Below are 6,326 nucleotides of genomic sequence, written 5' to 3'. Positions count from 1 at the left end.
GAGAATAAATTATACAATAATAAGATGTATATTTCCTATTATAAGTAATATGGGAAAATTTGCTGGTATATCTAAAGATGAAATAAGAAAAATATTTATTAAAATAAACAATGCTTATATTTACAGTAATAAATATAGTTTTAATAGTGAAGATTTAATAATTTTAATTCCTCATTGTATTCAAAATCATAATTGTAAGTTAAAAGTTACAAATGATATTGATAATTGTAAAAAATGTGGTATGTGCAAAATAAATGAGCTACTACAATTAAAAGAAAAATATAATACAAAAATATTTATAGCTACAGGAGGAACTTTGGCAAGAAAAGTTATTATTGATAATAAACCCAAAGCAGTAATAGCTGTGGCTTGTGAAAGAGATTTGACATCAGGAGTAAGAGATGTTAAGGGAATTCCAGTTCTTGGAGTTTTTAACTTAAGACCAAATGGACCTTGTGTAGATACCAATATTAATATTAAAGAAGTAGAGGAAGCAATAAGTTTCTTTACGTATAAATAAGGAGAGTGTTTTATATGGTTCCAGGTATGGGTTATGGAGGATATTACGGTATGTATTATGATAGAACGATGCTTTTATTAATACCGGCAGTTCTGTTAACTATCTATGCTCAATATAAAGTTAGTTCAACAACAAATAGATTCTTTAATGTAAGGGCAAATAGAGGCTATAACGGTGAAGAGACGGCTAGAAAAATACTAGATAGTAACGGGTTATTTAACGTTAGAATAGAAATGGTTAGAGGAAGACTTAGTGATCATTATGATCCAAGGACTAAGGTTTTGAGATTATCACAAGATGTTTATAGTGGTACATCTATAACATCAGTAGCTGTAGCAGCTCATGAATGTGGTCATGCTATACAACATGCACATGGATATGCACCTTTAAACATAAGAAGTAGCTTAGTACCTGTTGTAAATTTTGCTTCAAACATGTCTTGGATATTTATAATGCTAGGATTTTTCACAAGAGGTATTTTCTTACAAATAGGTATATTATTATTTGCTGCTTCAGTATTATTCCAGATAGTAACACTACCTGTAGAATTTAATGCATCAAGTAGGGCCTTAACTCAACTTACATCTCTAGGGATAGTAGATGATAGAGAAGTAAGACAAAGTAGAAAAGTACTTCAAGCAGCAGCCTTAACTTATGTGGCGGCAGCAGTTACTGCAATTCTTCAACTACTAAGATTAGTAATGATTGCAAATAATCGTGATGATTAATAATTAGGTCCTAGTTTACTAGGACCTTTTTTAAAACAAATCAAAAATTAATTAAATTTTGACACAACAAGGAGAAAATTATGAACGCAAGAGAAATAGCATACAAGGTTCTTTTAGATATAGAAAAGAATAAAAATTATTCGAATATGGCAATAAATAAACACTTTAAAGATGTGGAGCTATCAAATCAAGACAGAGGATTAGCAACGGAAATAATATATGGTGTAATAGAAAATAAATATTACATAGATTATATGATTGATAAGTTATCAAAAGTAAAAACAAATAAAATGGAGATATACGTTAAAACATTATTAAGAATGGGAATATATCAAATAATGTTTTTAAATAGTATATCTGATTATGCTGCGGTAAATGAAACTGTAAATTTAGCTAAGAAGAAAAATTCTAAGGTATCAGGATTTATTAATGGAATACTTAGAAATGTTATAAGACAAAAAGAAACTATAGGAGCAATAAAGGTAAAAGATGATATAGATTATTTAGCTATTAAATATTCTTATGATAAGTGGATGATAAGAAACTGGATGATTCACTTTGGTAGAGAATTTACAGAAGAATTATTAGAGGCTAATAGTCAAAGACCAAGTATTTATTTAAGAACAAATACTTTAAAAATTACTAGGGATGAACTGATTGAAAAATTAGAAAAGCAAAATATAAAAGCTTCTAAGGTAAGTGTAGTGGATGAGGCTATAAAGGTTGAAAATTTAAAAGACATAGAAAATAACTCTATTTATAAAGAAGGACTATTTACAGTGCAAGATATAAGCTCTATGCTTGTAGGTAAAGTTATGAATCCAGAAGAAAATTCTTTGGTTTTAGATGTATGTAGTGCTCCTGGTGGGAAAACTACACATATGGCTACATTAATGAATAATACAGGACAAGTAGTATCTAGAGATATATATGAGCATAAATTAAAGTTAATAAAAGCATCTTGCAAAAGACTTAATCTTACTAATGTGAATGTAGAAGAATATGATGCAATGAAGATTGACAAAGATAGCATAGGTAAATTTGATTATGTTTTAGCTGATGTTCCATGCTCAGGCCTTGGAATAATTAGAAGAAAGCCGGAAATAAAATATAAAGAAAAAGAAGAATTCAGAGATTTACCACCAATTCAAAAGAAAATACTTGAAAACGCATCTAAGTATGTAAAAAAAGGTGGAACTTTAATATATAGTACTTGTACTATACAAGATAGTGAAAATATTGATGTTATAAATGAATTTTTACAAAAGAATAAAAACTTTGAATTAGCTCCTATTAATGAGGTAAAGGTTGATTTAGATAATCAAGAAAAAGGTTATATGAAGATTTATCCTAATATTCATGAAATGGATGGATTCTTTATATCAAAATTAATTAGAGTAAGGTAGTGATAAAATGACAGCAAATAAAGTGGCATTAAAAAATATGACAGAAGAAGAATTAAAAGAATTCTTAAAAAGTATAGGTGAAAAACCATTTAGAGGTAGTCAAATATTTTCCTGGATATATAAAGGTGCTAAAACTTTTGACGATATGAATAATATACCGAAAAGTCTAAGAGAAAAATTAGAAGAGGTATCTTATATAGGAAATATAAAACTAGAATTAGCATTAGAATCAAAAACAGATAAATGTAAAAAATATTTATTTGAATTAAATGATGGAAATATAATTGAAACAGTTATGATGGATTATGGAGATAGAATAACTGTTTGTATATCAAATCAAGTAGGATGTCGAATGGGATGTAAATTTTGTGCATCTACATTAGAAGGACTAATTAGAAACTTAGAGCCGTGGGAAATTTTAGACCAAATTATGAAGGTTCAAGAAGATACTAATAAAAGAGTTTCTAATTTAGTTTTAATGGGAAGTGGAGAACCATTAGACAACTTTGAAAACACTAAAAAGTTTTTCAAATTAGTAAATGAAAAAAATGGATTAAATATAGGATATAGACATATAACTTTATCTACTTGTGGAGTTGTGCCTAAAATATATGAATTTGCTGACTTACAGCTACCTATTAATTTAGCTCTTTCATTACATTCTCCTTTTGATGAAGAGAGAAAAAAAATAATGCCTGTTGCCAATGCATATAAAATAGATGATATAATAAAAGCATGTAAGTATTATATTCAAAAAACAAATAGAAGAGTTACTTTTGAATATTCGTTAATCAGAGGTGTAAATGATTCTAAAAAAGAAGCTGATGCAATTGTAAAACTTTTAAAAGGGATGTTATGTCATGTTAACTTAATTCCTATTAACAAAGTAGAAGAAAGAGACTTTGAAAGACCTGATAAAACTTATATTTACAAATTTAGAGATATCCTAGAAAAAAATAATATTCCGGCAACAGTTAGAATATCTATGGGATCTGATATAGGAGGAGCTTGTGGTCAGCTTAGACGTAAACACAAGTAAATAAGGAGGGTAATTGCTATGATTTATAATTGTGACTCTCATGTGGGAAAAGTTAGAAAAAATAATGAAGACTACTGTATGGGGGAAATTATACAAACGGAGGATGATTGTATAGGAATATTTGCTTTAGCTGACGGTATGGGTGGCCATAAAAAAGGAGAGGTAGCAAGCAAAATAGCAGTAGAAAGTATAATAGATTTTTTAAAAGAGAATATTTCTCAAAGTGGTGGCATAAAAATGGATTATTTAGATGATATAATAAAACAAGGGTATAATTATGCTAATAAGAAAATTTATGCAAAGGCTTTAGAAGATAATTCTTGTGAAGGTATGGGCACAACTTTAGTTGTGGCAGTTATTTATAAAAATGATGTGATTATAGCTAATGTTGGTGATAGTAGAGGTTACTTATTGCATAACGATGACTTTAGAAAAATAACTAAAGATCATTCTGTAGTTGAAGAATTGGTAAATGCTAATTTAATAACTGAAGAAGAAGCTAGACGCCATCCTCGTAGGAATCAAATTACACGAGCAATGGGAGCAGAAGAAATAATTATAGTAGATATATTTAGAGAAAAATTAGAAAAAGATGATATATTACTTTTAGCAACAGATGGACTTACTGGTTGTGTAGAAGATGAATCTATAAAAAATATTATTGAACAAGATAAAGGTATTAAAGAAATTTGCCAAGATTTAATTAATGAGGCTAATAATAATTCTGGTAAGGACAATATATCTGTTATCTTAAGTAAGATTGATTAGGATGGTGATATTGTGGGAGAAACAATTTTAGGTAATAGATACGAAATCATAAGGAAAATTGGCGATGGAGGTATGGCTTTTGTTTATGAAGCAAAGGACAGACTTTTAAACAGAGTAGTAGCTGTAAAAGTTTTAAGACCAGAGTTTGTAGATGATGAAGAATTTTTAGCAAAATTTAAAAGAGAAGCAGAAGCTGTGGCTAACATATCTCATCCTAATATAGTTAATGTATATGATGTAGGCTGTGATGGTAAAGTAAACTATATAGTCATGGAGTATATAGATGGACAAAATTTAAAGGAAATTATAAAAACTGAAGGAACTTTAGATGAATATACTGCTCTTGATATAACTAAACAAATAGCAAAAGCTCTTGGAGCTGCACATAAAAAAGGGGTCATACATAGAGATATAAAACCACACAATATATTAATATCAAGTGAAGGTAGAAACGTAAAAGTAGCAGATTTTGGGATTGCAAAAGCTGCCACAAATTCGACTATGACTAATATAGGCAGTATAATAGGATCTGTTCATTATTTTTCACCAGAGCAAGCTAAGGGTAAACCGGTAAAAAATAATGCAGACTTATATTCTCTAGGAATAGTTTTATATGAAATGTTATTAGGAAAAGTACCTTTTAAGGGAGATAGCCCTATTTCTATAGCTCTTCAACACATAAATGAGGATATAGAATTTAGCTTAGAGGAAAAAACTCAAATACCTCAAAGTATTAGAACTTTAATTAAAAAGCTGACAGAAAAAGATCCTACTGATAGATATCAAAGTAGTGAAGAAGTTATTGAAGATATTGAATATATTGAGCAGAATATAGATTTAGATTTTATTAAGCAATATGATGATTTTGCTACAAGAAGAATGCCACCAGTTGAAGTAGTAGATAATTCTAATAAGTTTAAAACTTTAGGTAAAGAGCAAAAAAGAGAACCTAAAGAAGAAATGTTTGTTCAGCCTGAAAGAGAAGAAGTTGACAGCTATGACAGAAAACCTAAAAAGAAAAAAAGAAATGGATTTAAAGGTGCTATAATAGGATTACTTGTTTTAGCTATATTAGGAGTTGCTGGGATTGTAACTAATGGATTTGGGCTTTTAAATGGTAACACAGATAATAATGTAATAATTGCACCAAATTTAATTAATATGAGCTTACAAGATGCAAATAAGACTATAAATAATTTGGATTTAAAGTTAACTATCAGTGAAAGACATGATCCAGATGTAGAAAAAAATCATGTTATATCTCAAACTCCACCAGAAGGAACTGAGCTAGAAAAAGGAGATACTGTAACAATAGTAATAAGTTTAGGCCCAGAAGAATTATCAGTACCAAACTTATTAGGATTTGCACTAAAAGATGCTAAGAAAATTCTTGAAAAAGATGGCCTAGTGTTAGGTAGCGTAAGTTATGATTATAGCGAAATTTATAAAGAAGGTACTGTGATTAATCAAAGTCCAATTGCAGGTGCAGGAAGTATTAAAAAAGGTGATACTGTTAATGTGGTTGTAAGCAAAGGTCAAAAGCCAGAAGAAAAACCAAATGAAGAAGAAAAACCATCTGATGATGATAATTCTGATCAAAATAACAATAACAATAACAACAATGATAGTAATAATAACGATGATGGTAATAATTCGAATAATAATAATAATAATTCGAATAATGGTGGCAATGCTAACAATGGTAGTGATAATAACTCAGACAACACACAAAATGGAAACAATAATTCTGGAGATCAACAAACTAGCAATATAAATAATGATGATGACGATAATGATTAAAGTATAAAATTAAATCATATAAACAAAATATAAGTAAGCATTATGCTTACTTATATTTATTTTTA

At 28.7% G+C, this 6,326-nt stretch carries 6 protein-coding genes; all 6 read left to right on the top strand.

All coding sequences use genetic code 11. From position 1 onward, the window contains the following. A partial coding sequence (locus NSA58_RS14055; RefSeq protein WP_257560601.1) for a DUF116 domain-containing protein occupies positions 1–520 on the top strand: 520 nt, incomplete at its 5' end. Positions 521–534: 14 nt separating this feature from the next. Continuing rightward, positions 535–1,248 (top strand): zinc metallopeptidase, encoded by a 714-nt coding sequence (locus tag NSA58_RS14050; protein ID WP_242842693.1) that lies wholly within the window; start codon positions 535–537, stop codon positions 1,246–1,248. An 80-nt stretch (positions 1,249–1,328) separates the two neighbouring features. After that, entirely contained in the window at positions 1,329–2,654 is a 1,326-nt protein-coding gene (gene rsmB / locus NSA58_RS14045; RefSeq protein WP_074079181.1) for a 16S rRNA (cytosine(967)-C(5))-methyltransferase RsmB, read from the top strand. Between the two features lie 7 nt (positions 2,655–2,661). Continuing rightward, positions 2,662–3,693 carry a 23S rRNA (adenine(2503)-C(2))-methyltransferase RlmN gene (gene rlmN / locus NSA58_RS14040; protein ID WP_039678914.1) on the top strand — a complete coding sequence of 344 codons (1,032 nt, stop codon included), beginning with the start codon at positions 2,662–2,664 and terminating at the stop codon, positions 3,691–3,693. Between the two features lie 18 nt (positions 3,694–3,711). Next, the gene (locus tag NSA58_RS14035) at positions 3,712–4,461 is read left to right on the top strand and encodes a Stp1/IreP family PP2C-type Ser/Thr phosphatase (protein WP_039678915.1); all 750 of its coding nucleotides are present in this window, start codon (positions 3,712–3,714) and stop codon (positions 4,459–4,461) included. A gap of 12 nt (positions 4,462–4,473) precedes the next feature. After that, positions 4,474–6,261 carry a Stk1 family PASTA domain-containing Ser/Thr kinase gene (gene pknB, locus NSA58_RS14030; RefSeq protein WP_039678916.1) on the top strand — a complete coding sequence of 596 codons (1,788 nt, stop codon included), beginning with the start codon at positions 4,474–4,476 and terminating at the stop codon, positions 6,259–6,261. Positions 6,262–6,326 lie beyond the last annotated feature (65 nt).

It is taken from the genome of Terrisporobacter muris (assembly GCF_024621905.1).
Taxonomy (GTDB): domain Bacteria; phylum Bacillota; class Clostridia; order Peptostreptococcales; family Peptostreptococcaceae; genus Terrisporobacter; species Terrisporobacter muris.
Note: the sequence above shows the minus strand (reverse complement) of the source record. Positions and strands in the feature narration are given on the sequence as shown.

What these genes read in the sequence shown, in the direction of transcription:
- rsmB (WP_074079181.1), top strand. Translation starts at nt 1,329, where the DNA reads ATGAACGCAAGAGAAATAGCATACAAGGTTCTTTTAGATATAGAAAAG.
- NSA58_RS14050 (WP_242842693.1), top strand. Translation starts at nt 535, where the DNA reads ATGGTTCCAGGTATGGGTTATGGAGGATATTACGGTATGTATTATGAT.
- rlmN (WP_039678914.1), top strand. Translation starts at nt 2,662, where the DNA reads ATGACAGCAAATAAAGTGGCATTAAAAAATATGACAGAAGAAGAATTA.
- NSA58_RS14035 (WP_039678915.1), top strand. Translation starts at nt 3,712, where the DNA reads ATGATTTATAATTGTGACTCTCATGTGGGAAAAGTTAGAAAAAATAAT.